At 66.9% G+C, this 26,514-nt stretch carries 25 protein-coding genes and 1 pseudogene; 12 read left to right on the top strand and 14 right to left on the bottom strand.

The genetic code is table 11. The features are described from left to right. Positions 1-65 precede the first annotated feature (65 nt). Positions 66-383 carry a cupin domain-containing protein gene (locus ABTZ94_RS03605; RefSeq protein WP_351197078.1) on the bottom strand — a complete coding sequence of 106 codons (318 nt, stop codon included), beginning with the start codon at positions 381-383 and terminating at the stop codon, positions 66-68. Positions 384-451: 68 nt separating this feature from the next. On the opposite strand from ABTZ94_RS03605, the gene ABTZ94_RS03600 reads away from it, so the two are divergent. From ABTZ94_RS03600 to ABTZ94_RS03580, 4 genes are all read left to right on the top strand, one after another. Beyond that, positions 452-829, top strand: coding sequence for a phage holin family protein (locus tag ABTZ94_RS03600; RefSeq protein WP_351197076.1), 378 nt, complete (start codon positions 452-454; stop codon positions 827-829). A gap of 67 nt (positions 830-896) precedes the next feature. Then, positions 897-2,027, top strand: coding sequence for a cystathionine gamma-lyase (locus tag ABTZ94_RS03595; RefSeq protein WP_351197074.1), 1,131 nt, complete (start codon positions 897-899; stop codon positions 2,025-2,027). 232 nt (positions 2,028-2,259) lie between these two features. Continuing rightward, a complete protein-coding gene (locus ABTZ94_RS03590; RefSeq protein ID WP_351197072.1) occupies positions 2,260-2,739 on the top strand; it encodes an NUDIX domain-containing protein in 480 nt (159 codons plus the stop codon). Between the two features lie 612 nt (positions 2,740-3,351). Then, positions 3,352-4,221: a GNAT family N-acetyltransferase gene (locus ABTZ94_RS03580; protein WP_351197070.1), complete on the top strand. Its 870-nt coding sequence runs from the start codon at positions 3,352-3,354 to the stop codon at positions 4,219-4,221. Between the two features lie 44 nt (positions 4,222-4,265). Here the strand turns inward: ABTZ94_RS03580 and ABTZ94_RS03575 are convergent, their stop codons facing one another. Further along, positions 4,266-4,691, bottom strand: a complete 426-nt coding sequence (locus ABTZ94_RS03575) for a GlcG/HbpS family heme-binding protein (protein WP_351197069.1) — start codon at positions 4,689-4,691, stop codon at positions 4,266-4,268. 61 nt (positions 4,692-4,752) lie between these two features. Continuing rightward, the gene (locus ABTZ94_RS03570) at positions 4,753-5,967 is read right to left on the bottom strand and encodes an MFS transporter (RefSeq protein WP_351197067.1); all 1,215 of its coding nucleotides are present in this window, start codon (positions 5,965-5,967) and stop codon (positions 4,753-4,755) included. 141 nt (positions 5,968-6,108) lie between these two features. Here ABTZ94_RS03570 and ABTZ94_RS03565 point away from each other — a divergent pair, with 141 nt between their 5' ends. The 3 genes and pseudogenes from ABTZ94_RS03565 to ABTZ94_RS03555 form a co-directional block, all read left to right on the top strand. Beyond that, on the top strand, positions 6,109-6,576 hold the full coding sequence (locus ABTZ94_RS03565; protein ID WP_351197065.1) for a MarR family winged helix-turn-helix transcriptional regulator: 468 nt from the start codon (positions 6,109-6,111) through the stop codon (positions 6,574-6,576). An 83-nt stretch (positions 6,577-6,659) separates the two neighbouring features. Beyond that, complete coding sequence (locus ABTZ94_RS03560; protein WP_351197063.1) at positions 6,660-7,112, top strand: GNAT family N-acetyltransferase; 453 nt, start codon at positions 6,660-6,662, stop codon at positions 7,110-7,112. Positions 7,113-7,140: 28 nt separating this feature from the next. Continuing rightward, positions 7,141-7,553 (top strand): annotated as a pseudogene (locus ABTZ94_RS03555) (DNA glycosylase AlkZ-like family protein); the annotation flags it as partial. A 176-nt stretch (positions 7,554-7,729) separates the two neighbouring features. Here the strand turns inward: ABTZ94_RS03555 and ABTZ94_RS03550 are convergent. The 4 genes from ABTZ94_RS03550 to ABTZ94_RS03535 form a co-directional block, all read right to left on the bottom strand. Next, complete coding sequence (locus ABTZ94_RS03550; RefSeq protein WP_351197061.1) at positions 7,730-9,106, bottom strand: serine hydrolase domain-containing protein; 1,377 nt, start codon at positions 9,104-9,106, stop codon at positions 7,730-7,732. 113 nt (positions 9,107-9,219) lie between these two features. After that, positions 9,220-11,889, bottom strand: coding sequence for a TniQ family protein (locus tag ABTZ94_RS03545; protein WP_351197059.1), 2,670 nt, complete (start codon positions 11,887-11,889; stop codon positions 9,220-9,222). Further along, a complete protein-coding gene (locus ABTZ94_RS03540; RefSeq protein ID WP_351197057.1) occupies positions 11,886-13,028 on the bottom strand; it encodes an ATP-binding protein in 1,143 nt (380 codons plus the stop codon). Before ABTZ94_RS03540 ends, ABTZ94_RS03545 begins: the two co-directional genes overlap by 4 nt. Continuing rightward, complete coding sequence (locus tag ABTZ94_RS03535; RefSeq protein WP_351197055.1) at positions 13,021-15,171, bottom strand: TnsB C-terminal domain-containing protein; 2,151 nt, start codon at positions 15,169-15,171, stop codon at positions 13,021-13,023. The genes ABTZ94_RS03540 and ABTZ94_RS03535 overlap by 8 nt, the downstream gene beginning before the upstream one ends. A gap of 89 nt (positions 15,172-15,260) precedes the next feature. Here ABTZ94_RS03535 and ABTZ94_RS03530 point away from each other — a divergent pair, with 89 nt between their 5' ends. After that, the gene (locus ABTZ94_RS03530; protein ID WP_502967168.1) at positions 15,261-15,716 is read left to right on the top strand and encodes a GNAT family N-acetyltransferase; all 456 of its coding nucleotides are present in this window, start codon (positions 15,261-15,263) and stop codon (positions 15,714-15,716) included. A gap of 20 nt (positions 15,717-15,736) precedes the next feature. Here ABTZ94_RS03530 and ABTZ94_RS03525 read toward each other — a convergent pair whose 3' ends face one another. Next, on the bottom strand, positions 15,737-16,468 hold the full coding sequence (locus ABTZ94_RS03525) for a TnsA-like heteromeric transposase endonuclease subunit (RefSeq protein ID WP_351197052.1): 732 nt from the start codon (positions 16,466-16,468) through the stop codon (positions 15,737-15,739). A 223-nt stretch (positions 16,469-16,691) separates the two neighbouring features. Continuing rightward, the gene (gene dnaB, locus ABTZ94_RS03520; RefSeq protein WP_351197176.1) at positions 16,692-18,152 is read right to left on the bottom strand and encodes a replicative DNA helicase; all 1,461 of its coding nucleotides are present in this window, start codon (positions 18,150-18,152) and stop codon (positions 16,692-16,694) included. Positions 18,153-18,629: 477 nt separating this feature from the next. Here dnaB and ABTZ94_RS03515 point away from each other — a divergent pair, with 477 nt between their 5' ends. Then, positions 18,630-19,967: an MATE family efflux transporter gene (locus tag ABTZ94_RS03515; RefSeq protein ID WP_351197050.1), complete on the top strand. Its 1,338-nt coding sequence runs from the start codon at positions 18,630-18,632 to the stop codon at positions 19,965-19,967. A gap of 91 nt (positions 19,968-20,058) precedes the next feature. On the opposite strand, the gene rplI is transcribed toward ABTZ94_RS03515, so the two are convergent. The 4 genes from rplI to rpsF all read right to left on the bottom strand — a co-directional run bounded on the left by rplI (position 20,059) and on the right by rpsF (position 21,774). Further along, entirely contained in the window at positions 20,059-20,505 is a 447-nt protein-coding gene (gene rplI, locus ABTZ94_RS03510) for a 50S ribosomal protein L9 (protein ID WP_093895069.1), read from the bottom strand. A gap of 18 nt (positions 20,506-20,523) precedes the next feature. Next, positions 20,524-20,760: a 30S ribosomal protein S18 gene (gene rpsR, locus ABTZ94_RS03505; protein ID WP_003967857.1), complete on the bottom strand. Its 237-nt coding sequence runs from the start codon at positions 20,758-20,760 to the stop codon at positions 20,524-20,526. Positions 20,761-20,803: 43 nt separating this feature from the next. Beyond that, the gene (locus tag ABTZ94_RS03500) at positions 20,804-21,409 is read right to left on the bottom strand and encodes a single-stranded DNA-binding protein (RefSeq protein WP_351197047.1); all 606 of its coding nucleotides are present in this window, start codon (positions 21,407-21,409) and stop codon (positions 20,804-20,806) included. 74 nt (positions 21,410-21,483) lie between these two features. Further along, positions 21,484-21,774 carry a 30S ribosomal protein S6 gene (gene rpsF / locus ABTZ94_RS03495; protein ID WP_015609864.1) on the bottom strand — a complete coding sequence of 97 codons (291 nt, stop codon included), beginning with the start codon at positions 21,772-21,774 and terminating at the stop codon, positions 21,484-21,486. Positions 21,775-22,051: 277 nt separating this feature from the next. On the opposite strand from rpsF, the gene ABTZ94_RS03490 reads away from it, so the two are divergent. From ABTZ94_RS03490 to ABTZ94_RS03480, 3 genes are all read left to right on the top strand, one after another. Beyond that, a complete protein-coding gene (locus ABTZ94_RS03490) occupies positions 22,052-22,366 on the top strand; it encodes a hypothetical protein (protein ID WP_351197045.1) in 315 nt (104 codons plus the stop codon). A 228-nt stretch (positions 22,367-22,594) separates the two neighbouring features. Next, positions 22,595-23,713, top strand: a complete 1,119-nt coding sequence (locus ABTZ94_RS03485) for a lipid II:glycine glycyltransferase FemX (protein ID WP_351197043.1) — start codon at positions 22,595-22,597, stop codon at positions 23,711-23,713. A gap of 161 nt (positions 23,714-23,874) precedes the next feature. Continuing rightward, positions 23,875-24,906, top strand: coding sequence for an alanine racemase (locus tag ABTZ94_RS03480; protein WP_351197041.1), 1,032 nt, complete (start codon positions 23,875-23,877; stop codon positions 24,904-24,906). Between the two features lie 51 nt (positions 24,907-24,957). On the opposite strand, the gene ABTZ94_RS03475 is transcribed toward ABTZ94_RS03480, so the two are convergent. Beyond that, positions 24,958-26,451 (bottom strand): glycosyltransferase family 87 protein, encoded by a 1,494-nt coding sequence (locus tag ABTZ94_RS03475; protein WP_351197039.1) that lies wholly within the window; start codon positions 26,449-26,451, stop codon positions 24,958-24,960. Positions 26,452-26,514 lie beyond the last annotated feature (63 nt).

The following is a 26,514-nucleotide window of genomic DNA, read 5'->3' as shown; positions in this document are numbered from 1 at the left end:
TGGAGTCCCCTGATCGACCCCCTAGGGATTCCTGAGACCGGAGCCCGGTCCTCCGCGGGAGCGGCTCAGCTCTCCGGCGGGGAGAAGACCACCATGATCCGCAGGTCCTCGGTGATGTGGTGGAACTTGTGGGCCACCCCGGCGGGTACGTACACCACGCTTCCTCTGCCCACCTGCGTGGTTTCCATGCCGACCGTGATCGAGGCACGGCCGCTGACAATGAAGTAGACCTCGTCCTCCTTGTGCGGCTGCTGCGGGTCGAGCGCGCCGGCATCCAGCGCGTACAGACCGACGGACATGTTCCGTTCCTTTACGAACTGCAGATACGCGCCGTCGTTGGCGGCCCGTTCCGCCTCCAGTTCGTCCAGTCTGAATGCCTTCATGGCCTGTCCGCCCCTTGCCGCTGTCCTGCCGGTGTCCACCACCGATCGTGTCTGCCACGATCAGACACATGAAGAATTTCGTAGTCAAGACGATCGCCAACGCAGGTGCGCTGGCCGTGGCCATCTGGCTGCTCCAGGACATCACGCTGAACGGCGGCAGCACCGGGCGCAAGGCACTCACGCTGATCGTGGTCGCCCTGCTCTTCGGCCTGGTGAACATTGTGGTCAAGCCCATCGTGAAGCTGCTCACCCTGCCGCTCTTCATCCTCACGCTGGGGCTGATCACCCTGGTGGTCAACGCGCTCATGCTGATGCTGACCTCCTGGCTGGCCGGTCAGTTCAACCTGAGCTTCCATGTCGACGGCTTCTGGACCGCCGTACTCGGCGGTCTGATCATCTCGATCGTGTCGTGGGCGCTGAACGTCGTCCTGCCCGACGAGGACTGACCCGACACCTACTGAAACAGTGCAGATCGGACGGGTGTCACACCAGGGAGAAAAGTGAGGAAGCGGAATGAACACCATGGGTGACGGAACCCGGGCGGTACGGGCCGGGCTGCCCGAACCGGAGCAGTTCGAGCCCACTCTGCCCGGACCGGTCTTCGCCGCGCACTTTCATCTCTCCGGTGAACCGACCGGTCCGTACACCTACGGCCGGGACACCAATCCGACTTGGACACATCTGGAACGCGCCATCGGTGAGCTGGAGGCGCCGGGGGAGCCGGTCAAGACCACCGTCTTCGCCTCCGGAATGGCGGCGGTCTCGGCCGTGCTGCTGTCCCAGGCGCGCACCGGCGATGTGGTCGTGCTGCCCGACGACGGATATCAGGCGCTGCCGCTGGTACGTGAGCAGCTGGAGGCGTACGGCGTCGAGGTGCGGACCGCGCCGACCGGCGGCGATGCACAGCTGGCGCTCCTCGAAGGCGCCAAGCTGCTGTGGATCGAGACCCCGTCCAATCCCGGGCTCGACGTCTGCGACGTACGCCGGCTGGTCGAGGCCGCACACGCGGCCGGCGCTCTGGTGGCTGTCGACAACACCCTCGCCACGCCGCTCGGCCAGCGCCCGCTGGAACTGGGGGCTGACTTCTCGGTGGCCAGTGACACCAAGGGCATGACCGGGCACGGAGACATCCTGCTGGGCCATGTGACCTGCCGCGATCCCGAACTGGCAGCGGGTGTACGGCGCTGGCGCAAGGTCGTCGGGGCGATTCCGGGACCGATGGAGGCCTGGCTCGCGCACCGTTCGCTGGCCACGCTGGAGCTGCGGATCGACCGGCAGTGCGCCACCGCCCTGGCCTTGGCCGAGGCGCTGGTCAAACGCCAGAAGGTGACCGGGCTGCGGTACCCCGGCCTGCCCACCGACCCTTCGTATCCGAACGCCGTGCGTCAGATGCGGCGCTTCGGCTCCGTGGTGTCGTTCGTACTGCCCGACCGCGAGCGGGCCGAGCGCTTTCTGACCGAGATGCGGCTGGTCGATGACGCGACGAGCTTCGGTGGTGTGCGGTCCACCGCCGAGCGACGGGCACGCTGGGGCGGTGATGCCGTACCGGAGGGCTTCATCCGTTTCTCGGTCGGTGCCGAGAGCACGGACGACCTGGTGGCTGATGTGGAACGGGCACTGGACGCGGCGCTGGGCGAGAGCTGAGCCGGCCGGTGGTACGGACGGTCCGAGCCTCCCCTCTGTCCGCGGTCGTCGCCGCGTAGATGGGGCCGGTGCAGGCGAGGACGGCGTCGCGGGTGGCGGTGGGGAGGTCGTTCCAGTGCAGTCTCGTGGTCCCCACGAGTTGTTGCTGCGCGCTGCCGCCGACTGGTGAGCGCAGGGCGGTCCGATACGGGTCAGGTGTTTCAGAACCGGTTCCGTGGGCCACTCTCTTGCCATGACCGAACGTCCTGTGGTCAAGCGCACCGCACGCGCCATCCTGCTCGACGGCAACGACCTCATCCTCATCAAGCGCACCAAGCCCGGGGTGGATCCGTACTGGCTCACGCCGGGTGGCGGGGTCGAACCCGAGGACGCAACCGTCGTCGACGCTCTGCACCGTGAGGTGGACGAGGAGCTCGGCGCCAAGATCACCGATGTGGTCCCCTGCTTCGTCGACACCGTGGAGCACATCGAGGGCGGCGGCGTGAAGGGCGTCAAAGTTCAGCACTTCTTCGTCTGCCGACTGGAGTCGATGGACCTGTCCCGACGCCACGGCCCCGAGATCGAGGATCCGTGCGGGAAGTACGACGTCGTACGGGTGCCGTTCAGCCGGATGGGAATCGCTGCGGTTCATCTCGTACCGCTGTCGCTGCGGCACTACCTGGACGGCAATATCGAGGGCGTACGGGCGATGCACGCGCCCGACCTGGGCTGACCGGCCGCCGCTTCCGGGTTCAGGGCTGACAGCCCTCTCTTTCTGGGGCAGCGCTGAGGCTTCCGCTCCCGGGTCAGTCGGGGCCGATGGTCGCCAGTGCCTCGACGGAGTCGTGCCGAATGCGCTCGGCCGGCATGCCGATCCCTGAGCACGTCCACGCTGCTACGGATCACGCCGGGCGGGCCCGAGACATAGGCGTCGCACTCGTGCCACGGGCCGCACTGGCGCACGGCCTCGGGCCATCCATACTGTGCCTCGCCTCGAAGGTCTTCTGGTCGCCTTACGCCCCCACAGGGCCCGCGGCCCTTGCCCGCGGGCTCAGTCGGGTCCTGCTTGCGGTCACCGGCGGGCTCCTGCCCGCGTCACCCTGATCACCACGGCACTGTCGATCTTCTCGTTGCGCCCCGGCATCAATGAAGCGGCGACACATGGCACTGTCGGTATCAACCTGGTGGTCGCTCCGTCGGTGGCGACGGCAACGTATCTGTTCATCACCGCGGTATCAGTGCTGAAGCCCTGGGGGTTGACCCGGCGCGGCCGACGGCTGCGCATCCTGGCCGCAGTGGGTAAAGAAGTGGACGAGCGATCATCTCGTCGGACAGCCTGACCTTCATGCCCACCCCTCTGCCCCGTCCGCTCGCCGAATTGTCTGTTCGGCGTCTCACCCTGGGTGATCTGGTCGCCTGCGCCGATCTCTGCGAGAACCGCGGATGGCCACGCGATGAGCACAGATGGGGTCTGCTCCTCTCCGCAGGAACCGCCTATGGCATGGACGATCCCAGGGGCAAAGGCCTGATGGCCACTTGTGTGGTGACCTCCTACGGCCCGCAACTGGCTGCCATCGGCATGCTGCTCGTCGCCGAGCGATATGCGCGACAGGGAGTCGCCCGCCACCTGATGCGCCATGTGATGGACGAGGCCGTCGGCACCCCGCTCAGCCTGTATGCGACGTCCGCGGGACAACCGCTCTACGAACAGCTCGGCTTCGCCGTCGTGGGCCGCGTCGAGCGGGTCACCGGGTTCTTCCGGCCGACCGGCGACAGAGCGTCCGCTGTGACCGTCCGCCCGGCCACGGCGGAGGACCTGCAAGCCGTGATCAGGCTGGACACGGCCATCTTCGGCTCAGACCGGACGCATGTCCTCGCCCGGCTGCCCGCGTATGCCGATCACATCCGGGTCGCGGAAGACAACGGAAAGCTCGTCGGCTATGCAGCGACCTGGCCAAGCGCTCATACACATGTGGTCGGCCCGCTGATCGCGCCCGACACCGCCACCGCTCAGGCACTCGTCGCCTCGCTCGCAGAGGCGACGGATCTACCGTTGCGCGCGGACATCGACGCGCGCCATGCGGAGCTGCTCGACTGGTTCAAGGAGTGCGGTCTGCAAAACGGCTCCGAAACCACGGTGATGGCTTACGGGGCCTCGGACCTGCCGGGCGACTGGACCCGTCGTTACGCTCCGCTGACCGTAGCGACGGGCTGACTCACGCGGCTTTGAACCGACACCGACCGTGGGCGGTGCGAGCGTCAGGCGAGAGCCTTCACGGCAGCCGTCGCAAAGGCGTGGTCCTGGTCGGGTGCACCCCCGCCGACGCCAATGGCGCCGATGAGCCGGCCGTCGCGGTGGACCGGGACACCACCGGCGATGAAGAGCAGCGGCCGGTCGAGGGCGGTTGGCAGAGTATGGAAGAGCCCGCCCGGCTGGACCGCGTCGACGAGGTCGGCGGTGGAGGCGTCGAGCTGAAGGGCCGTGTATGCCTTGCGTGTGCTGGTCTCGCCCGCGATGAGAACCGCCTGGTCATCCCTCCGGAAGGCCAGCAGGTGGCCGCCCGCGTCGAGGATCGTGATGGCAACGGCGACACCGGCGGCTTCGGCGGTGCCGCGGGCCGCATCGATGAGTGCTTCGGCTTCCGGGGTGGTCAGCGGGGCGACGGCGACAGTGGTGGTGCTCATGGGGATGACTCCTTGGTGCGATGTGGTGCTGTGTGTGAGGGGGGTGGTGTGAGGGGGGTGGTCAGCGCTGGGGCGCGGGGGTCGCGACCGGTTCAGGGCTGTGCTGGGTGACGAGTCGGCCCCGGGCGACCATGCTGCGACGTTCCAGAACGCTGGAGACGACCGCGAGGACCAGGGCGGAGGCGGCTAGAGCGGCGCCGACCCAGTTGGGTGCGGTGTAGCCGAGGCCGGCTGCGATGACGAGGCCACCGAGCCATGCCGACAGCGCGTTGCCGAGGTTGAATGCACCGATGTTGACGGCGGAGGCGAGGGTCGGAGCACCGGCTGCCTGGTCGAGCACCCGCTTCTGCAGCGGCGGCACTGTGGCGAAGCCCAGGCCCCCGATCAGCACGATGGTGATGGCCGCTGCGATCTTGTTGTGGGCGGTCAGGGTGAACAGGGACAGGACCACGGCAAGGGCGCCCAGCGACACATACAGCATCGGCATCAGATGGCGGTCGGCGAACTTGCCGCCGAGCAGGTTGCCGCCCACCATGCCCAGCCCGAAGAGGACCAGGAGCCAGGTGACGGAGGAAGCGGAGTAACCGGCGACCTCGGTCATCATCGGGGTGATGTAGGTGATCGCGGCAAAGACTCCGCCGAAGCCCAACACGGTCATCGCCATGGCGAGCAGGACCTGCACATCGCGGAAGGCTGCCAGCTCATGGCGGAGTCGTACGCCCACGGGCCGGGGCTGTTCGGGGACGAGCCTGGCCACACCGAGAAGGCCGATGACACCGAGCGCGGCGACGACGAAGAATGTGGTCCGCCAGCCGACGCCCTGTCCTATGTAGGTGCCCAGCGGTACGCCGACGACATTGGCGACGGTGAGGCCGGTGAACATCATGGCGATCGCCCCGGCCCTCTTCTGCGGAGCGACCAGATCGGCCGCCACGACCGATCCGATGCCGAAGAAGGCACCGTGGGCAAGCGAGGTGATCACGCGGCCGGCGACCATCACACCGAAGACCGGGGCGGCCGCGGAGACGACGTTGCCCACGGCAAACACCCCCATCAGCAGCATGAGCATGCGCTTACGGGTGACGCGGGTGCCGAGGACCGTCATCAGCGGTGCGCCGAGTACGACACCGAGGGCGTATCCCGTGACGAGGAATCCTGCGGTCGGGATCGAGACCTGGAAGTCCGCAGCAACCTCGGGGAGCAACCCCATAATCACGAACTCGGTGGTTCCGATACCGAAAGCCCCAATGGCGAGGGCGAGGAGCGCGAGCGGCATGGGTTTCACTTTCCCTGAAGATTGCGTCTGCACCTTACAGGCGCACACAATAATTGCAGACGCTGATTAATTGCAAGCGCAGGCTATTGCGTAGGTCGCCTATCCTGGACGCAAGCAGCTCCGAAACGGAGGAGAGACCGCATGACAGCTACAGACCCCGCACTGACCGCCCTCTCGCAGGGCTGGTGCGCCCTCTCCTTGCTCCACGGGAAGATCGAGGCCCGTATCGAGCGGGCGCTGCAGACCGGGCACGGTCTCAGCGTGCGGGAGTACTCCCTGCTCGACGTCCTGAGCAGGCAGCACTACGGTCCCGGCGGCCATCTCCAGATGAAGCAGGTCGCGGACGCCGTCGTGCTCAGCCAGAGCGCCACGACCCGTCTGGTCACCCGCCTCGAGGACCGCGGACTGTTGACCCGGTATCTCTGCGACACCGATCGCCGCGGCATCTACACCGATGTCACCGAGGCCGGCCTCACCCTGCTCGCCGAGGCCCGGCCGACCAATGAGACCGCGCTGCGTACCGCACTCGACGAAGCCGCCAAGAATCCCGAGATGGCCCCACTCGTCAGGGCGGTCGAAGAGCTGAAGGCCCCCGTACAGGTCGCGTGAGCCGCTGCGCAGCCGCTAAGAGTTCTCCGAGCAGGCCGGGCGAATCCCCGCGCTGTCCGCGTGATCTACGTACTCTGTCGATCATGAGCGATCTGGAAATACGCCCTGCGGCCCTCGCCGACATCCCCGCGATCGTGGCCATGCTCGCCGACGATCCGCTGGGTGCACAGCGTGAGTCGCCGGACGACCTCACCTCGTACCGCACCGCTTTCCGGCGGCTGGCCCACGACCCGAACCAGCACGTGGTCGTCGCCGTGCGTGAGGGCCGCGTCGTCGGAACCCTGCAGCTGACGGTGATCCCCGGACTCTCCCGGCGCGGCTCGACCCGCTCGGTCATCGAAGGCGTCCGTGTCCACGCCGACGAGCGCGGCAGCGGCCTCGGCACCCAGCTGATCGAATGGGCAGTGGACGAATCCCGGCGCCAGGACTGCCAGTTGGTCCAGTTGACGTCTGATGCGACCCGGACCGATGCTCATCGCTTCTACGAGCGGCTCGGTTTCACCGCCAGCCACGTGGGCTTCAAGCTCGCGCTCTGATCGCAGTCCGGAGTCCAAGGGGCTGTCTGTGCACCGCATCAGTGACGAACAGCGCAGGATCAGGCTCGGGCGGCGACATCTCCTGGCCCCGTCCGTACGCACCATGTTTCCGGTGTCCGTGGCCGATGCGGTCGTCGCTCTGCACGCCACCGACGCCGCCATCTGCGTGCGCCCGTATGTCCGAGGCAAGCATCGCCGCGGTGGAGCGAGCTCTCTATGAAGACGTCTCGCTGGTCCGGCAGCTCTCCATGCGCAACACCCTCTTCGTCGTATCGCGGGAACTCGCCCCATACATCGGCGCTTCGAACGCCCGGGCCGTGGCCGCCAAGGAACGCCGCACCTTCCTCAAGCACTTGGCGGACGACGGCAGTGGACTTGACGAACGCTGGCTCGCCGACACCGAACGGAAGACCCTTGCCGCCCTGGCGGCCCGCGGTCCCGGGCGGCTGCTGTCCGACATCGGCCGGGATGCCACCGCCACGGTCGAGGCGGAGGCATCCCGACTGTCTCAATGGGTGGGCCAAGCACGGATCACTCCACGCTTCCGTACCCCACTGGAACGGGAATTGACGGCCTGAGTCGGCCGCCGCCTGCCCGTTTCACGTGAAACGTGGTGCTCAGGCTCCGAGGCCCCGCCACCCGCCCTCGTCCACACCGCCGGGAACGGCCGCCGTAGGGTCGTACGGCTCCCGCGTGAAGACGAACGAACCCAGGTCGAGATGGTTCACACTGCCGTCGCCGTTCCGGACGATACGCAGCGTCTCCCCCGCGTAATAGCCATTGAGACCGATCCAGGTGCCGTCGGGCTGTGGGGTGAAACGGGCGCCGCGGCCATTGCCCCGCAGGGGCTGAAGGTCCAGCCCACCGTCTGAAGCCAGTCGCAGGATGTTCGCGCTTGTGCCCCAGTACCAAGGACCGGTCAGCGTGAGAAGCTCCGCGTCCGCCTCAGGCAGCGGGCGCCAGGGCTCCGGAATGCGGGGCTCGGCCTCGGCGACGATCTTCACGAGGTCGGCGGCAACACCACCGGCCATCAGCCCCGACGTGGTGTTGGTGAGAACGACGGACGCCACATCGTCCTCGATGCTGAACCACAGGGCGGCCAGGAAGCCGGGCAGCGAGCCTGTGTGCCCGAAGAGCGTGCGGCCGTCTCTCCGGACGAGCTGAAGGCCCAGACCGTAATTGGACTCCCAGTCACCGGACTCGGTCGGCGCGGCCGGTTCACGCAACTGCTCCACGGAGGCGGCACGGAGCACCCGGCCGTCTCCCTGGGCGAGAAAGGCCGCAAAGCGGAGGAGGTCGCCGGTGGTGGACCACAGCTGGCCGGCGGGGGCCATCAGTCCGAGATCTTCGGTCGGCTCGGGCAGCATGACATCGGCCCAGGGATGTACAGCCCAGCCGCCTGCGTGCGGTGCCTGCGGCTGGGTGCTCGTGCGGTGCATGCCCAGCGGTTCCAGGATCTCGTGATGAAGCACCTCCGCCCAGCTCGCCCCGCGTACCTTCTCGACCAGCGCGCCCAGCAGTGTGTAGCCAGGGTTCGAGTAGTGGTGACGGCGGCCTGGAGTGTGCATCCGCGTCTGCTCGCCGAGTACATCGGCAAGCTCGGGCCGCAGTGTGCCCGGAGTCCTCTCCCACCAGGGTGCGGGTGACTCGGCACCCAGTCCCGCGCTGTGGCCCAGGAGTTGGTGGACAGTGACTCCACCAACGCCCGTGTCGGGCAGATGCTTCTCCAGCGGGTCGTCCAGATCCAGAAGTCCCTCGTCACGCAGCCGCAGGACCAGCACTGCCGTAAAGGTTTTGGTGCCGATCCTGAACTGGGTGTCAGCATCGAGGGCATGGCCGTCCACGCAACTGCGGGAGCCACTCCAGACGATCTGCCCCTGCCTCTGTACCGCGGCGACGAGCGAGGGCGCCCGGCCTTCCGACTGTGCGGTGGCGATGCGGTGCAGCAGAGCGCGCTGCGTACCAGGGAGCAACTGTTCAGATGGAGAGGTCATCCTCAACAACTACCCGCAGAACCCAGGCTGTGGCGAACCCATTTCACAGCTGTAGGTTCCGTTCCGGCTTGTCCACTGCCACCTCTCTGACCATTGAGTTCGTCCCTGTCCCATCAGTTGTCCACTGAGGTTTTCCCAGGTGAAGTGTCCATTTCCTCGACTGCGTCGGCCACCTGTTGCCCGAACTCCGTGGCCCGCATGGTGCGGTTGCACTCAGCTCGCTTCAGGAGAGGTTCTCCGAAGTCTTGTTCCAAGAGCCGGACCTGGTCGATGAGAACGGGTGGGTGGATGCCCATGCTGTGAGCTGCCTCGGTGAGGGTCGGGTAAGCCAGGCACCGGGCGAAGCGCCGCAGCCGCTGTTCGGCGTGCCGGCCGGTGAAGGCCTTGCGCAAAATCTCGGGATGGCGGACCGCCGCATCGGCTGAGTGCAGCGCGCTGCGGTGACTACGTCCCCCACGAGGACGTAGCGGGATGCTGTGACGGTGGGCCCATCTGGTCATGTTGGCGACGCTCATTCCTTTCTCGCGGGCGAGATCGGGGAGGGTTCGGCCAAGGTCGACGTACTGCTCGAACAGCCAGTCACGGTCGATGGTCCCGTGGCGGTTGTAGTCCTGAGGGCCGTCCCGCAGAGGGATGCCGTAGGTCCGTGCAAGACGGATCAAGGTCGGGCGGGAGAAGCCGGAGAGATCAGCGATCTGCTGAAACGAGCGGTATTCCTCCAGGTAGAGCCGGGACAGTTCGGACTTCGGCAGCACCTCCATCGCCTTGACGAAGATCTTCCCCCTGGCTTTGGACTGGGCATCCGTGAGGGAGAGCATCGGAGCTGGCTGCTGGTCCAGGAGTTGGCGAACAGCCTCGATACTGATGCCGAGGGTCTCAGCTGCGTGCCGGACAGGATGTTCGCGCTCGCGGACGAGTTGGTGCAGGAGGTCGATGTCGACACGGTCAGGGTCGGGGCCCGGCAGGGTGAGCCCGTCCATCAAGCTGATAGGGGGCTGCCAGATGACAGGCTCGTCGTGGATGCCGTGCTCGGCGAGGAAGTTCCGGGCGTGTTCGTCCAGTGCCTGGGCCAGTTCTGGGGGTCTCAGGGCTGTGTCGTGGGCGTAGTCCCCACGGAACTCGGCGTCCTTGGCGCCGGGATGTCCAGGGGCGGCCTCGATCGGCAATCCGCTGATCCGCTGGAACAGGTGACAGCGCATGACCCGCTCGCGGAGACCTTGGCCTGATGGGGTTCCGGTGCGGCGGCAGATGGCAGCCCACTGCTCGGCCGGCAGCAGCCGGGAGTAGTCCAGGCTGCGGCGACGGGCGTAGTCGATGGGGGCGTCGACGGCATCAAGGTGGTCGACCAAGCGAATCAAGGCGGTGGCGATGTCAGGCCAGGTCGGGTCGTCGTCCAGTCGTTGCAGAACCCGGGAAATGTCGATTTTGTTGATTACGCTGCCGAGGTGGCGCGTTGCAGTGTGGAACTCGGCTCGGCTGTCGACGATCAGGAGGATGGCCGCAAAGGCAGGCGCCAGGACCCGAGAAGCAATCGCGCCCCGCGACGGGATCAGACGGACAGCCCAGGAACCCCAGAAGACGCTGGGAATCTTCCGGCTTCGCGCCATGATGTCTGTCTCTGTCTTCGCCGGAAATCGGGGAATCGCGGTAGGAAAACGGTGTCGAAGCTGTGTTCCGGGGCGGCTCGACGGTGCGAGGCCGGCGAGGTGAACGGACGCCAGGAGGTGGCTTCCCTGGCGTCCCCAGCCGTTGATCGTGCTTGCACTGTTCTGCGGATCGTCTCCGCGGAGTGTCTCCAGCAGCGGACGTAGGGCAGCCCCGGCCCGGTGAACGTCGGGCTGGTTCAGCACGTGCAGGGCAGCGGTGACAGCGGTTGCGGCGGTGACAGCCCTTGGCGGCGCCATGAAGCCCGGTCTGGTTTCGGCCCGAGTGGCGAGCAGGCGGTCAGGGTCGGGGTGGAGATGAGCGTCGGCGAGATCGGCTGATGCCCATCGAGGGAGGTCGTCATCAGGCAGGAGGGACAGCACACGCCCGCTGATGACTCGGATGTCGGTCAGTGCCGAGGACGCCGCCTGCGGCGCGAGGGCGTACGCGCCGAAATCCGCGGCGTCCTTCTCGATCACGTCGGTCAGCAGCCTCTGGGCGGTGATCGCCGGATGGTCAGTACTGAGGCGAAGGGGCTCGGTTGCGGTCAGGTCGAAGCCGCAGCCGCCGGTGACGGCTCCGCCCGTTCGGAAGGGTGTGTTGCCGCAGCGGAGAGGGTCGGGAACAGACCGCAGGCTTCGGGGGAGCCGACGGGGGACGCGCCCGCAGCGCGGGCAGCAGTCCGCCAGCATCCGGCGATGCTTCAGGCAAGCGAAGGCCCAGCCCAGCCGCCAGAACAGCATCCAACGGCCGCCGTTTTCGGCCAGGCAGTCCGGGCAGAAGCGAGACCCACTGCCGCGGCCCCACAAGACGGTGAGCTGGACGGCGTGATGCTCGTGATCGATTTTCAGGGCCCGCTGGTCATAGTGCTGCAGCGTCATCGCCTGGAGACGGGCCTCATCCAAGCCCGTCGTCATCGAGATCGCCGCCTTCTGCTGCGGGCCCAGAATGACGGTCCAGTCCACGGGGGTGCCCGGCAGGCGCCTGCCGGCCTTATGCCTGGGCGGCAGGCCGATGTTGCGCATCACCTCGCCCAGCGGTGTCCGAAATCGCTGGGCGAGTGCCTCCAGCCAAGAGTCCAGGGCCTCGCCAGGAAGCGGCGCGACCCGGATCGGCAGAGTCCGCAGCCTGTCAGTCATGCGGCCTTCCTGGAAGGGGACTTGAGGCGGCTGGTCAGTTTGCCGGTCTCGAAGGCCAGCTCCAGCTCCCGGCGGGCCTCCTCGGAAGCGGCATCGTTCTTGACGCTGCTCAGCAGGTCTTCGTCCAGCCGCTCGGCGCCGGTGCGTACGGCTCTCTGACAGCCGCGGTTGATCAGCGTCATGAGCGAGCCGATGTGTCCGGTGCTGCGGGCGAAGAGGTAGTCGGACAGGTCGTCCGCGATCATGCCGGGGTACTTGTTCGCGAGGACGACGCGTTCCTCGATCGCGAGGAGGGTGTCGCGCCATCCGCGGCGACCCTGCCCGGTCTTGATGTCGAACGGTTCCATGCCCAGCCGGGTCGTGCGGCGTCCGGTCTGGGCGAGGACACCGTCCTCGTAGGTTGATCCCTCGGTGAACAGCCCCCGCTTTTCCAGGCCGACGCCGACCATCAAGAGGGTCACGGGGAATTCGTTGGCGATGTACTTGAAGTGGTTGCTGACCTCGATCCCACTCATGTTCCGCCACCTCAGGAAGTGCAGATCGTCCACGATCAGCAGCTTCGTCTCCGCGGACAAGACGCAGTCGAGCGCGCGATAGCCGAAGTCGGCAGCCGTCCCCCGGTGACGGCCGGGGTGCCCGAAGTACTCCAAGATGGCCCGGTTGAAGTCACGCATCCCGGTGTTACTGGTCAAACCGACTCGGCAGACAGGCCAGCGCTCATGCCCGGCGTCGGTGAACTTGCCTTCCTCTCGGATGACGCGGCGGTGGAGCTTGTGAGCAAAGGCGAGCACGGCCGTGGTCTTGCCCAGCCCTGGAAAGGCATCGAGAGCGATCCCGCCCTTGACCTTGTCGCTGTCCTGATCGTTACTGTCGAAGATGTCCCAGAGATCCTCGTGTAGGGCCTTCATCTGCGGGGTTCCCAGCGGGCCGAGGTTGGCGTGCCATTGGCGGCGGGCCCGGTTGTACTCGGCCAAGGCCTCCTCACACAGCTTCTTCAGCTGCCGCTGGGACAGGAGTTCCGGACGGATCCGGCGCGGGGCTTCCGCGAGGCGAGCGAAGCCTTCCTTGCGGGACAGCGTGAGGTGATCCAGCCGGGAGCGCAGATCGTCCTCGGCCTGGGCTCGGGTCGGCTTACTCATCGTCATCGACGTCCTTCAAGGCGGTCGCGTAGAAGTCGAGTTCCTCGTCCAGCTCCTCCAAGCCGTCGGCGTCGTCATCGCCCGCCTCCGGCTCCTGGGCGGTCTCGATCGCCGGGGGCGCCGACTGCTCGGGAAGGGACAGCACGCGGGCGACCGACGGCAGCGAGCTGACGGCGTCAGCCTGCGGCTTCGGGAGTTCCAGAGCGGCCTGTTCGCGGGAGAGCCGCAGGGCCATCCGCCGTTCGACCAGGGAGGTGCCCAGGCCCAGGTTCCACCGCTTCAGCAGCAGGGCCATGGCGAGCCGGTCGTCGGGATAGGTGTACTCCTTCGCCGCCAGGCGTCGGGCGAACTGCAGCGCTTCCTCGCTCAGCGGCATGTCCAGGCCGGGTGCATGCTCCCACTCAAGGGTGTGCCAGAGGCGTTCGTGGTCCCGGAAGTGGATCCGTGTGGCGTCGTCGGGATCCGCGAAGAACTCCAGCCGCCGCTTGTCCAGGTCGATGTCGGAGCCGGCCATGTCCCGCAGCCCATCGAGGCAATCACCGTTGAAGCGACGGCCGTTGATCTCGACGCCGTAGTGCTGGACCGTGCGCATCGTGACGTCGAGAAACTCGAAGGCCAGGTGCGGGTCGCGGGGCACCTCGATGTAGCCCGCCCGCGCGAGGCCGTGCTCGAACATCGCCGCCGGAGACAACTCCACCTTCGGCAGGTGCGGGTCGATCAGCCCCGCGTGTGGCCTACGGTGATACGTCACCGCGGTCCACTCGCGGATGATCGCCTCCAACTCGTGGTGGAAGAAGAAGGCGTCTTTCTCCGGGTTCAGCCCGCGCGAGTGGATGTCCGGCCCCTTGTAGCCGGGAAGCCGCTGCAGCAGGTCTTCACGCAGGGTGCGGAAATACCGCTCCACCGGTCCCTTGTCCCGGCCCGTGCGAAGCCTCGCCGGCTGCACCGAGATCCCCATCCGGCGGCAGACGCTGGTCAGATGCGCCGACAGGTAGATCTTTCCGTGGTCAACGATCAACGTCTCCGGCGCCACCTTCGGGCCCCAGACCCCGGTGACGGGCCCGTGCACGGCCTCGGCCTCCACCAGCACCCCGCGCGGAATGCCGTGCTCGGGCCAGGCGGCCTCCCTGGGCCAGCTCTCCGGAACCGGCTGGGGACGGTATGCCTGGTAGAGAACCGCTGCGGCGTCGATGGCCTTCGTCGATACCGGAGTCACCCGCAGACCGATGATGCAGCGGGTGTACCAGTCCATCGCGACGGTCAGTTCCGCCTGCATCCACTGAAGCGTCAACGGGTCGAGCGCGAAGACATCCAGCCGTGTGGTGTCCATCAGCACGTACTCGCCCGGCCGTGTGGGCCGCAGCTTGCCGTAGACCTTTCTTGGCCGGTCGGCGATGTCCCGGTTGCGCTGGGTACTGAGCCGGAACGTCGGATGGCGACGTTCCAGCTCCTGCATCCACCGGTAGGCCGTCGTCCGCGGCGGCACCGGAATCTTGACCAGTTTGAACTTGGTCTTGACGCGGGCCTCGACTTCTTCCAGCACCACCTTCACCGAGGGGCGCGACTCCTCCTCGTATTCCGCCAGCACCTCCTCCGCGGCCTCGACCCAGCGCGGATCGGCGTTGCCCAGCCCGCTGTCCGCCTGCGTGGTCTTCGGCACCAGTCCAGCCTCGCCGAAATCGCGGAAGGCCCGTGCCCACCGGCGCACCGTCCGCTCAGTCACTCCCAGTTCCGCGGCCTTGGCCTCATATCGGCCTGTCAACGGCAGGCCAGGGGCGTAATGGGAACGGGGCTCATCCGGCCGCGGGAGGTCCTCGCTGCCGGAGCGATAGCCCGTCAGCATCTCCCGAATGTGCTCGGCCCGCTCCAGGACCTCCTTCTTCTCCTCCGTGGTCAGCCGGCTCAGCACCACGGCCGCAACGTCCCCGTCATCGGCAGATGACGGGCCAGACCTGTCGTGGATCAGCTCGGCGCGATTGGAGGTCAGCAGCGCACGCAGCGACATCCGGGCCAGTCGGTCACGCCCGTCCTTGAGGACAACCTCCATGCCCGTGGCCAGGCTGGCAAACTCCACAACCTCCACCGTCTCGCCGTCCAGGCGGAAGTGTGTTCCCACTCCCAGCTTCGTCCCAGCCCCGCTCATGAGGTTCGACCTTTCTCGTGGGTCTGCCCCAGGCAAAGGCAGGATGAGAAGATCGAGAGACCCACATCTGACAGGAGGCATAGGTGAGCGTGCTGATCAGGCCGGCAAGGGTCACGGAAGCAGAGATTCTCAGCGACTTGGCACTTCGCTCCAAGGCGCATTGGGGCTACGACGCCGAATTTCTGGAGGCGTGCAGAGACGAGCTCACCGTTGACGCGAATGAGGTCGCACGTCGGCGAGCCACGGTGGCTGACAAGGACGGCCACATCCTGGGCTTCACGACCCTCGAAGAAGAGCCGCCCACTGGCGTTTTGGGCATGATGTTCGTCGAGCCGCGGGCCATCGGGCAGGGGATCGGCCGCCTGTTGTTCGAACACACCCTCGCTGCCGCACGAGAGCTGGGGTTCGCCCAGTTCACGATCGACGCGGACCCGAACGCCGAACCCTTCTACCGCGCGATGGGCGCAGTTCGCGTGGGAAACGTCCCTTCCGGCTCCATTACTGGCCGGGTTCTGCCGCAGATGGCTGTCACCATCCAGCGCTGAACCAGTGCCGTTTGACAACATCATCGGGAAAACCTCCGCAACACGTGCCTTGCGCTCAGCGGACGGTCCAGCGCGATCGTCACATGCCCGGACCACAGCAGGTGCAGCACCGCCGACTTCACCAGCGGCCGAGGACGATCCGGCAGCAGCCGGAAGGCATCGCCCAGTGACATCCCATCCAGGTCTGCGGCCCTCAGCGCGGCCACCAGGTCGGGGTCGAACAGCCAGGTGCGGCGGTAACCGGCCAGGAACCGGATGTTCTCCAGGGCCTGCGGGACCGGCTCGCTCCACACCTCGTACCGCCACCCGCGGGACGTGACCGCCTGGTGTGTCCACGCGAACGTGAAGGCGACCTCCGGCCTCTCAAGCCGGTGGCGCGGCTTGACATCCACGACCACCGGACCGTCGTCGGTCAGCAGCAGGTAGTCCGGGATGTGCTTGCGGACCTTGCCGTCAACGTCGGCCTTGAGCAGGAAGGGCTGGGCGACGATGTGCCGCACCGCTGGGTCGAAGTCGGCGAACATCAGCCGCCCCAGCTCCAGCCGCGACTCGTAGATCACGTGGTCGCCCACGGTGGCTGACCAATACGTACCCGAATAGTGCTGCTGCCCCTTGAACCAGCGGAACGTCCGCCACGGCCGGGCCTCCCGCAGTAGGTCGAGCGGCGCCGACGGCCATTCGAGGTCCTCCACCACGGTCTCGTCACCACGCCGGACACTCAGTCGTACCGGCGCGACCACCGCTGTACCCATCGGACCACCAACCCCGCGTTGCCCAAGGCAGCCCTACTGGCCGCCGAACACCGGGGTCCTGCCCCAGCCACGCACGCAGACGCCGACCGGGATGGTCCCGTACACAAAGAGGGGAACTGCCCACTCGCTCGGCATGAATCCCGTTGCCCTGTCCTTTTGGCCACGCAGTGGACATCACAAGTGGGAAATGGACACGGGATCTGGGATCCCACAACAGCACCGCTCAGGTCTGCGCCATGTCCACGAAGCGCGAGTAGTGGCCCTGGAAGGCCACGGTGATCGTCGCCGTCGGGCCGTTACGGTGCTTGGCGACGATCAGGTCGGCCTCGCCGGCGCGGGGGGACTCCTTCTCGTACGCGTCCTCGCGGTGCAGCAGGATCACCATGTCGGCGTCCTGCTCGATGGATCCGGATTCACGCAGGTCGGAGACCATCGGCTTCTTGTCCGTGCGCTGTTCGGGGCCGCGGTTCAGCTGGGAGAGCGCGATGACCGGGAGCTGTAGTTCCTTCGCGAGCAGCTTGAGGTTTCGGGACATGTCCGAGACCTCCTGCTGGCGGCTCTCGGCACGCTTCGAGCCGCCGGACTGCATCAGCTGGAGATAGTCGATGACCACGAGCTTGAGGTCGTTGCGCTGCTTGAGGCGACGGCACTTCGCCCGGATCTCCATCATGGAGAGGTTCGGGGAGTCGTCGATATAGAGGGGGGCGGCCGAGACATCCGGCATCCGGCGGGCCAGCCGCGTCCAGTCCTCATCGGTCATGGTGCCGGAACGCATGTGGTGCAGCGCCACCCGCGCTTCGGCCGAGAGCAGTCGCATCGCGATCTCGTTACGCCCCATTTCGAGGGAGAAGATCACGCTGGGCAGGTTGCTCTTGATCGAACAGGCCCGTGCGAAGTCCAGCGCCAGAGTGGACTTACCCATGGCCGGACGGGCCGCGATGACGACCATCTGGCCCGGGTGCAGGCCGTTCGTCAGGGCGTCGAGGTCGGTGAAACCGGTCGGCACCCCGGTCATCTCGCCGCTGCGCGAACCGATCGCCTCGATCTCGTCGAGAGCGCCTTCCATGATGTCGCCGAGCGGCAGGTAGTCCTCGCTGGTGCGCTGCTCGGTGACGGCGTAGATCTCGGCCTGCGCGGAGTTCACGATGTCGTCGACATCGCCGTCGGCCGCGTATCCCATCTGCGTGATCTTCGTCCCGGCTTCGACGAGCCGTCTGAGAACCGCCCGCTCGTGGACGATCTCCGCGTAGTACGAAGCATTGGCCGCGGTCGGCACGGACTGGACGAGGGTGTGCAGATACGGAGCTCCGCCCACCTTGGTGATCTCGCCGCGCTTGACCAGTTCGGCCGCCACCGTGATCGGGTCGGCCGGCTCGCCCTTGGCATAGAGGTCGAGGATCGCCTGGTAGACGGTCTCGTGGGCGGGACGGTAGAAGTCGTGTCCCTTGATGATCTCCACTACGTCGGCGATGGCGTCCTTGGACAGGAGCATGCCGCCGAGGACCGACTGCTCGGCATCGAGGTCCTGGGGCGGCACCCGCTCGAAACCGGGAGAACCGCCCTCCCATCCGCCGCTTTCGCTGCCGCGTTCGCGCTGCTCGCCGCGGTCCCGGCCTTCGCCGCGGCGCTGGCGGGAAACGGGCAGACGGTCACTGGGACCAGTGTCGGCCCAGGGGTCGTCCAAAGGCTCGGGAATACTCACCCGGCCGCCTCCTCCCGTCCGCTCCGCGGACCTCGCCGTGCCACTCTTTCTTACGGCACAGCACCGACAAACAAGACGCCCGACTCCGGTTCCGGCACGTCGAGTTCAGCGGGGTTCCAGGACCGGAACGGGGTGCGGGCGCCGGACTACGGTAGGCCGCTCAGCACCGTCAGCCAATCTGGTTATCCACAGGGCATGTGGACGACGGACCAGATGCTGTGGAGAACTCCGCGGAACCTGTGCACGGAGCGGGGGACAGCACTGTGGACAAACTCATAACGCCCACATCACCAAGGCTCTGACCTGGACTTTCTCCATCCACGAGCTGTGGGGGAGAAAAACTTTCCGAGTCAGCACAAGATCACGACAAACAGCGCAAGGAAGAATGCCGAGCCGCAGCAAATGTAAGGACTACCAAGGCATTGCATCCATTACCTGTGGAAGATTAGATTGGCCCCTATGATCCAGGCCCCGGCACCCCCGTCGCCCAGTCGTCGACGGCACGACCGCGAGATCATCTCGCTCGCCGTCCCCGCCTTCGGCGCGCTCGTCGCCGAGCCGCTCTTCGTGATGGTCGACAGCGCCATCGTCGGCCATCTCGGCACACCGCAGCTGGCCGGCCTGGCCGTCGCCGCCGCCCTGCTGACCACCGCCGTCAGCGTCTTCGTCTTTCTCGCGTACGCCACCACCGCGGCAGTGGCGCGGCGGGTCGGAGCGGGCGATCTGGCCTCCGCGATCCGGCAGGGCATGGACGGCATCTGGCTGGCCCTACTGCTCGGCATCTTCGTCATCACCATCGCGCTCCCCGCAGCGCCCTGGCTCGTGGACGTCTTCGGTGCCTCCGACACCGCAGCCCCCTACGCCATCACGTATCTGAGGATCTCCAGCCTCGGCATCCCGGCCATGCTCGTGGTGATGGCCGCGACCGGTGTGCTGCGTGGCCTGCAGGACACCCGGACCCCGCTCTATGTCGCCATCGGAGGCTTCGCGGCCAATGGAGCCCTCAATGCAGGACTCGTCTACGGCGCCGGGCTCGGTATCGCCGGATCGGCCTGGGGCACTGTGATCGCACAGATCGCCATGGCCGCGGCCTATCTCATCGTGGTGGTACGGGGGGCACGCCGGCACGGCGCCTCGCTGCGGCCCGACGCCGCAGGCATCAAAGCCAGCGCCCAGGCAGGCGTTCCACTGCTGGTCCGTACGCTGTCGCTTCGTGCCGTGCTGATGATCGCCACAGCCGTCGCAGCCCGCCTCGGCGACACCGAGATCGCCGCGCACCAGATCATCCTCTCCCTCTGGAGCCTGATGGCATTCGCCCTCGACGCCATCGCCATTGCAGGGCAGGCCATCATCGGCCGCTACCTGGGAGCCGATGACGCCAAGGGCGCACGCGAGGCATGTCTCCGCATGGTTCAGTGGGGCATCGCTTCCGGGATGGTGTTCGCGACACTGATCGTCCTTGCCCGGCCGCTGTTCGTGCCTCTGTTCACCGGCGACCAGTCCGTTCAGGACACGCTGTTGCCGGCGCTGCTGGTGGTGGCGCTGTCCCAGCCGATCGCCGGCGTGGTCTTCGTCCTGGACGGAGTGCTGATGGGTGCCGGAGACGGGCGATATCTGGCTTGGGCCATGCTCATCACCCTGGTCGTCTTCGCCCCGGTCGCCCTGCTGGTGCCGACGTTCGGTGGCGGCCTGACCGCGCTGTGGTGGGCGATGGTCTTGATGATGACCGTCCGCATGGTGACGCTCTGGCTGCGCACACGATCGGGCAAGTGGATCGTCACCGGAGCCACTCGCTGAGCCACTGGCCGACGCCCCAGTTTCACGTGAAACGGCAAAGGGCCATACCCCGTGGGGTACGGCCCTTCACCTGCTCTGGTGAGCTGTGCCCTTAGGCAGCAACGACCTCGATGCCGAGCTTCGCAGCGACCTCGGGGTGCAGACGCACGGACACCTGGTGTCCGCCGAGCGTCTTGATCGGCGAGCCGAGCTCAACGCGACGCTTGTCGACGTCGGGGCCACCGGCAGCCTTGATCGCCGAGGCGATGTCGGCCGGGGTCACGGAGCCGAAGAGACGGCCGGCGTCGCCGGAGCGAACGGCCAGACGGACCTTCACGGCCTCGAGCTTGGTCTTGATCTCGTTGGCCTGCTCGATCGTGGCGATCTCGTGGATCTTGCGGGCGCGGCGGATCTGCGCCACGTCCTTCTCGCCACCCTTGGTCCAGCGGATGGCAAAGCCACGCGGAACCAGGTAGTTACGGGCGTACCCGTCCTTGACGTCGACGACGTCGCCCGCAGCACCGAGGCCGGAGACCTCGTGGGTGAGGATGATCTTCATGATTCGGTCACCCTTCCCTTATCGCGCGGTGGACGTGTAGGGCAGCAGCGCCATCTCACGGCTGTTCTTGACTGCCGTGGCGACGTCACGCTGGTGCTGCGTGCAGTTGCCGGTCACGCGGCGGGCACGGATCTTGCCGCGGTCGGAAATGAACTTCCGCAGCATGTTCGTGTCCTTGTAGTCCACGTACTGGGTCTTGTCCTTGCAGAACGCGCAGACCTTCTTCTTAGGCTTGCGCACAGGCGGCTTCGCCATGGTGTTTCTCCTGTGTGATCAAGAAGTGGGAGTACGAGCTGCCCTAGAAGGGAGGCTCGTCCGAGTAGCCGCCGCCGGAACCGCCGGAGCTTCCGCCCCAACCGCCTCCGCCGCCCTGCTGGCCCCCGCCCTGCTGGCCGCTGGCCGGCGCGCTCGTGGTCCACGGGTCATCGGCGGGAGCGCCGCCGCCACCCTGCTGGCCACCGCCACCGGGACCGCCGCCCCAGTTGCCGCCGCCCTGCTGACCACCGCCGTATCCACCCTGGCCGCCCTGACCACCGCGACCGGTGGTCTTGGTGACCTTGGCCGTGGCGTTCTTGAGGCTGGGGCCGACTTCCTCGACGTCCAGCTCATAGACCGTGCGCTTGACGCCCTCGCGGTCTTCGTACGACCGCTGCTTCAGCCGGCCCTGCACGACGACGCGCATGCCTCGCTGGAGCGACTCGGCGACGTTCTCCGCCGCCTGCCGCCAGACCGAGCAGGTAAGGAACAGGCCTTCGCCGTCCTTCCACTCATTGGTCTGCCGGTCGAAGATGCGGGGAGTGGACGCGACACGGAACTTCGCGACCGCCGCACCGGACGGGGTGAAGCGCAGCTCGGGGTCGTCGACGAGATTGCCGACGACCGTGATGACGGTCTCGCCTGCCATGGGTGAACCTCTCGGCGGGGATTGCTTCTGGCTGCTTGCTGCTACTCGAACCCGATGACCGCTGAGCTAGATGCTCAGTGGATCTCGGGACGGAGGACCTTGGTCCGGAGGACCGACTCGTTCAGGTTCATCTGGCGGTCGAGCTCCTTGACGACCGCAGGCTCGGCCTGCAGGTCGATGACCGAGTAGATGCCCTCGGGCTTCTTCTTGATCTCGTAAGCGAGACGACGACGGCCCCAGGTGTCGACCTTCTCAACCTTTCCGTTGCCCTCACGGACGACGGAGAGGAAGTTCTCGATCAGCGGGGAGACAGCGCGCTCCTCGAGATCGGGGTCGAGGATGACCATCACCTCGTAGTGACGCATGTGGAACCCACCTCCTTTGGACTCAGCGGCCACGGTCGTTCCGTGGCAGGAGGGTCGTGATGCGTAAGCAACAGTGTCTCCGAGTAAAACAGCCGCCACTGACAACGTCCTCTGTCGAGAGGGGCTGACGTGCTGGCCTGGGCAGACACCGGTGCAGAGAGTACAGACTACCCGCCCACCGGCTTCCGGTTGAAATCCGGTGCTCAGGAGACGCAATCTGTACACATCGGGTGTGAGCGGCGCCACGATGCGCCGCCTTTCGGCCAGGAGGTATTCCATGGCACAGGCAATTCGACCCCGTCCTCCCGTCTCTCTTCTCGCCACGGACGGCAAGACCCATCCACTCCAGGAAACCCTGGTGGTGGTGACCCTGGTTCTCGGTGCCCTCGCTTTCGTGACGGCGATGTTCCACAGCCTGCATCTGATCAGTTCGTGGGCCGGACTCATCGGGATCCTCACAGCTGCGTACGGGCAGTACGTCTCGGTGACCACGCGAGAGAGGTTCCCGCTGATCATCGGCCTGGGCGCATCCGCCATCGGGTTCTTCCTGGGCATGGCCCACGGCGGCCTCTTCGGCGGCGTGGTGGGCTGATTCGAGACAGACGCAAACAGTCACAGCCGGACGCACGGGCCCGGTGCGAGGACCCCGTACAGGGGCCTGGCGCCGCTCCCCGTGCAAGGACGGGGCCATCCGGGTCCCGGCGGACGGACCGGCAAGGTCCCATAGGGCCAGACGGCGCGCTCCTCGGTCGCAGTAGGCTTCGGCGCGAGAGCCGGAGCCCCTGACCGATGGGGACACACCTGCCGAGGAGCGCCCCGCATGAGCCTGACCCTGAGGACCATCAGCCGAGAGCAGCATCTGGCGTACATCCAGAATCTGCCTGCGGCGAGTCACTGCCAGGTCCCGGCGTGGGCTGATGTGAAGACCGAATGGCGCTCGGAGAACCTCGGATGGTTCGACAAGAGCGGCGAGTTGGTCGGTGCCGGTCTGGTGCTCTACCGCCAGCTGCCCAAGATCAAGCGGTACCTCGCGTACCTTCCCGAGGGTCCGGTCATCAACTGGCACGCGCCCAACCTGGACGACTGGCTGCAGCCGATGCTGGCGCATCTCAAGCAGCAGGGCGCCTTCTCCGTGAAGATGGGTCCGCCGGTCGTCATTCGCCGCTGGGACGCGGCCGCCATCAAGTCCGGTATCCAGGACCCCGATGTGAAGCGCCTGCGCGATGTCGAGGCCACCCACATCGAACCGCGCGCCTTCGAAGTCGCGGACCGGCTGCGGAAGATGGGCTGGCAGCAGGGCGAGGACGGCGGCGCCGGATTCGGTGACGTACAGCCGCGTTATGTCTTCCAGGTCCCGCTGGCCAACCGGTCGCTCGAAGACGTCCTCAAGAGCTTCAACCAGCTGTGGCGACGCAACATCAAGAAGGCCGAGAAGGCCGGCGTCGAGGTTGTCCAGGGCAGTTACGAGGACCTCGCCGAATGGCAGCGGCTGTACGAGATCACCGCGGTCCGCGACCGCTTCCGGCCGCGCCCGCTCTCTTATTTCCAGCGCATGTGGACGGTGCTCAACTCCGAGGACCCCAACCGCATGCGGCTCTATTTCGCGCGACACAATGGCGTGAACCTGTCCGCGGCGACGATGCTCGTCGTCGGTGGCCACGTCTGGTACTCGTACGGCGCGTCCGACAACATCGGGCGCGAGGTCAGGCCCTCGAACGCAATGCAGTGGCGCATGCTGCGCGACTCGTACGCGATGGGCGCAACCGTCTACGACCTGCGCGGCATCAGCGACTCGCTCGACGAGACGGACCACCTCTTCGGTCTGATCCAATTCAAGGTCGGTACCGGCGGCGAAGCCGTCGAGTACATCGGCGAGTGGGACTTCCCGCTCAACAAGCTGCTGCACAAGGCGCTCGACATCTACATGTCGCGCCGCTGATACGCGTCGTCCCGCTGACGAAACCGGCTTCATTCGTTTCAATGGGGACTTCGATCCGATAGACACTCCGACAGACCCTTCAACGGGTTCTGCGACCGGCAGTTCAACAAGCTCCGCACACCTCCGCTACACCGCAGCCACCAGAAAGGTCCGGGCCGGCCATGGCGCTCTCCCTCTACGTCGACACCGCGCGCTGGCGGGCGCACCAGAAATCCGTCCTCGACCAGTTCCCCGGCCTCGTCCCGGTCTGCAAGGGCAACGGATACGGCTTCGGTCACGAGCGGCTGGCCGACGAGGCCATCCGCTTCGGCTCCGACATGCTCGCCGTCGGCACCACCTACGAGGCGGCCCGCATCAAGGACTGGTTCAGCGGCGATCTGCTGGTCCTCACACCGTTCCGTCGGGGCGAGGAGCCGGTGCCGCTGCCCGACCGTGTCATCCGGTCCGTCTCCTCCGTGGACGGCGTGCACGCCCTGGTGGGCGCACGGGTCGTCATCGAGTGCATGAGCTCGATGAAGCGCCACGGTGTCAAGGAGGAGGAGCTCGGGCAGCTGCACGCCGCCATCGAGGACGTACGCCTCGAAGGCTTCGCCCTGCACCTGCCCCTGGACCGCACGGACGGCTCGGACGCGGTCGAGGAAGTCATCGGCTGGATGGACCGGCTGCGCGCGGCCCGGCTGCCGCTGCACACCATGTTCGTCAGCCATCTGCGAGCCGAGGAGCTGGGCCGGCTCCAGCAGCAGTTCCCGCAGACCCGTTTCCGCGCCCGCATCGGCACCCGGCTGTGGCTCGGCGACCATGAGGCGACGGAGTACCGGGGCGCCGTTCTGGACGTCACGCGTGTCGTCAAGGGTGACCGTTTCGGCTACCGCCAGCAGAAGACCGCCTCGGACGGCTGGCTGGTGGTCGTCGCCGGCGGTACGTCGCACGGTGTGGGCCTGGAGGCCCCGAAGGCCCTGCACGGTGTGATGCCGCGCGCCAAGGGTGTAGCCCGCGCCGGCCTGGCCACCGTCAACCGCAACCTGTCGCCGTTCGTCTGGGCCGGCAAGCAGCGCTGGTTCGCCGAACCGCCGCACATGCAGGTGTCGATCCTGTTCGTCCCCTCGGACGCGCAGGAGCCGAAGGTCGGCGACGAGCTGGTGGCCCATCTGCGCCACACGACCACCCAGTTCGACCGCCTCGTCGACCGGTAGGAAGGCGCCGAGACACTGTCCAGGGGCCCCGGCCCCCTGGACAGACCCGTCTCAGTCGGCGGCCGGTCCGTGCGCCGCGCCCCATTCCACCCGCGGGGCTTCGGCGGCGGGCACGGCATGCCGCGATGGATGCGCCGCCCGCCCCAGCACGAATACGTCCCCGGCCCCGTCGAGCACCCCGCCGGACGGATCGTCCGACCCGTCGCGCCGTACGACGTCCCGCTCCGGCATGAGGATGTCCCGTACGACAACGGCGCAGAGATACAGCGTGCCCAGCAGATGCAGGGTGATCGCCAGCTGATACCCCTCCGTGGGCAGCCCCTGGTGCTTGTCCCCGCTCGTCGTGTACGCGAGGTACATCCAGATGCCCAGGAAGTACATGACCTCGCACGCCTGCCAGATCAGGAAATCGCGCCAGCGCGGCCTCGCCAGGGCGGCCAGGGGGATCAGCCACAGCACGTACTGCGGCGAATAGACCTTGTTCACGAGGATGAACGCGGCGACGACGAGAAAGGCCAGCTGCGCGAAGCGCGGCCTGCGCGGTGCCATCAGCGTCAGCGCACCGATGGCTGCGCACAACAGGACAGTCACCAGGGTCGAGACGGTGTTGACGGTCGTGACCTCGAAGGTTTCTCCGGTGCGTTGTGTGATGATCAGCCAGAAGGAGCCGAAGTCGATGCCCCGTTCCTCACTGAATGTGTAGAACTTCTTCCACCCCTCCGGCGCGAAAACCATCACCGGCAGATTCACCACCAGCCAGGACGCCGCCGCCGCGAACGTCGCCATGGCGAACTCCCGCCATTTGCCCGCCCGCCAGCACAGCACGAAGACCGGCCCCAGCAGGAACACGGGATAGAGCTTGGCGGCCGTGGCAAGCCCGATGAGGATGCCGAACGCCAGCACCCGCCCCCGGGACCACATGAGCATCGCCGCAGCCGTCAGCGCGACGGCCAGCAGGTCCCAGTTGATCGTCGCGGTGAGCGCGAAGGCGGGCGCGAGGGCGACCAGCAGCCCGTCCCAGGGACGCCGCCGGTGGGTGCGGGCGACACAGACCGCGATGATCACGGCGCAGATCATCAGCATGCCGACATTGACCATCCAGTACATCTGCTCACGGTGCTGAATGGATCCGCCCGGTGTCAGCCAGGACGCGATCTGCATGAACAGGCCCGTCAGGACGGGGTACTCCAGGTACTGCATGTCGCCGGGCAGCCGGTCGAAGTACGGCACGAGACCGTCTGAGAAACCACGTCCGACATAGAGATGCGGAATGTCCGAGTAGCAGGCGTGCGTGTACTGCGAACCGGCGCCCCTGAACCACGCCCAGTTGTAGCAGGGCAGCTTCTGCACCATGCCCAGCGCGAACATCCCGAGGGCCACCAGCGCGATGACGCCCACGGGCGTGAGTGCCGTGCTGCCGAGCCGTGTCCAGCGCCCCGACCGGCCGCCGATCAGCTCGCTGCCTGCCTCCGCGATCTCGTCCTGGTGCGTGGGCCGTACGACGGGCCGTTCCTGGTCCACACTCGTGTCTTCTGCGCTTGGCATGGCGCTCATCCTGCCGTACGGGACCGTGGAAACGACGAGGGCCGCCGCACCACACGGTGCGGC

Source organism: Streptomyces sp. NPDC002785, assembly GCF_040295565.1.
Lineage (GTDB): Bacteria > Actinomycetota > Actinomycetes > Streptomycetales > Streptomycetaceae > Streptomyces.
This window is presented reverse-complemented; position numbering and strand designations above follow the sequence as displayed.